The 1,768-nt window shown below is 57.6% G+C and carries 2 protein-coding genes; one reads left to right on the top strand and one right to left on the bottom strand.

Annotation, left to right across the window (positions count from 1 at the left end; all coding sequences use genetic code 11):
• Positions 1-174: 174 nt before the first annotated feature.
• Positions 175-495: a hypothetical protein gene (locus tag BKD70_RS22980; RefSeq protein ID WP_003188116.1), complete on the bottom strand. Its 321-nt coding sequence runs from the start codon at positions 493-495 to the stop codon at positions 175-177.
• Between the two features lie 357 nt (positions 496-852).
• Here BKD70_RS22980 and BKD70_RS22975 point away from each other — a divergent pair.
• A partial coding sequence (locus BKD70_RS22975) for an AsmA family protein (RefSeq protein WP_139145808.1) occupies positions 853-1,768 on the top strand: 916 nt, incomplete at its 3' end.

The raw sequence follows: 1,768 nt of genomic DNA, 5'->3' as shown, positions 1-1,768 counted from the left end.
TTCTGTTCGGCGCGGGGCAGCATGAGCGGATGAGCTTTGTCGGCAATTACAGCGACGCACTCTAGCAAAAGCGCTTTGCCGGCGTCGAACTTGGCAGGGGCGGGGCGTGACGCGTTCTATATAAAAGCAAAAGCCCGATCGGCAGATCGGGCTTTTTTCTGGGCCACCACAGGCTTAGCTCTGTGCTTGATGCAGTTCTTGCAGACGGTCGGCACCGCCTTCAGCAACGCCTTCGGTGTAGGCGCGTTTGTTGGCTTGTTCAGCACCGCCTTCGACCAGACCTTTCTCTTGCAAGCGGTTGTAGCCATTTTCAGCTACGGCGCCTTTGGCGTAATCACGGTTTTCGTCTTCTTGCGAACCGCTGCGAGCCACGGTTTGGCTGGTTTGCACGGCTTGAGCTTTGTTCTGCGGGGTGGCCTGTTCGGCAGCTGGCAGGGCAAAAGCGCTGGAAGCCAGGACAGATAACAGAACGGTAGCGAGTAATTGGCGTTTCATGATGGTTGCTCCTAGGGAGGGCGATAAAGTGGGTACAGGGCTAATGTTACCCTTGATAAGTCGATATAAAAGTTCATAAACACAATGGTAATAATCAACAGAATTGATTGTTCTCGCCGGAGGCTCTAGATCGAGCCTCTCAAGCCCGCGGCTTTGCACCGATGTGGGTATTTTCGACACGAGCCTGGGTAACAATGGTGCGTCGTCGATGGGGAAAATTGTCTGGTTGATCAGGAAAATCGCTTTTTTCGGTTAAATCCGCGGTTGTGTTAAACCCCCAGGCACTTTGCCAGTCGTAGTCCTATAAGCTGTTTAAAAGGCTGTTGCCCAGCCAGTCGTATTCAGGAGTCCTGTGCAATGACGCGCACTCGTAAAATTCTCGCTTGGAGCTGCGCCAGCTTCGTTCTGTTGATTGCCATCGTGGTACTGGTGTTGGTGTTCTTCGACTGGAACCGCATCAAACCGCCCCTCAATGCCAAGGTCTCCGAAGAACTGCATCGTCCGTTCGCCATCAACGGCAACCTCGCCGTGGTGTGGCAGCGTGAGCCCGATGAAGGCGGCTGGCGCGGCTGGGTGCCGTGGCCCCATGTGATTGCCGAAGACCTGACTCTGGGTAACCCCGATTGGTCGAAACAACCGCAGATGGTCACGCTCAAGAAGGTTGAGCTGCGCATTTCGCCCCTGGCCTTGCTGGTGCAGCGTGTGGTGATCCCGCGCATCGACCTCACCGAACCCAGTGCCCAGTTGCAGCGCCTGGCTGATGGCCGCGCCAACTGGACGTTCAAGTTCGACCCCAAGGACCCCAACGCCGAACCGTCCAATTGGGTGGTGGATATTGGCGCCATCGGCTTTGACAAAGGCCATGTGACCCTTGACGATCAAAGCCTCAAGACCCAGTTGGATGTGATCATCGACCCGCTGGGCAAGCCGATTCCCTTCGGTGAAATCGTCGGCGATGCCGATGCCAAAAAAGCCCTGGAAAAAGGCTCGGCGCCCCAGGACTACGCGTTCGGCCTCAAGGTCAAAGGCCAGTACCACGGCCAGAAACTCGCGGGCACTGGCAAGATCGGTGGCTTGCTGGCCTTGCAGGACGCGGCCAAGCCGTTCCCGCTGCAAGCCCAAGTCAAGATCGCGGACACCAGCATCGCCCTGGCCGGCACCCTGACCGACCCGCTGAACCTCGGTGCCCTGGACCTGCGCCTGAAACTGTCGGGCAGCAGCCTGGGCAACCTGTATCCGCTGACCGGCGTGACCCTGCCGGATTCGCCGGCCT

This window comes from Pseudomonas sp. BS-2016 (assembly GCF_001806145.1).
In the GTDB taxonomy this organism is placed as follows: Bacteria; Pseudomonadota; Gammaproteobacteria; order Pseudomonadales; family Pseudomonadaceae; genus Aquipseudomonas; species Aquipseudomonas lundensis.
This window is presented reverse-complemented; position numbering and strand designations above follow the sequence as displayed.

Coding starts and splice junctions, on each gene's coding strand:
- BKD70_RS22980 (WP_003188116.1), bottom strand. CDS start 495: ATGAAACGCCAATTACTCGCTACCGTTCTGTTATCTGTCCTGGCTTCC.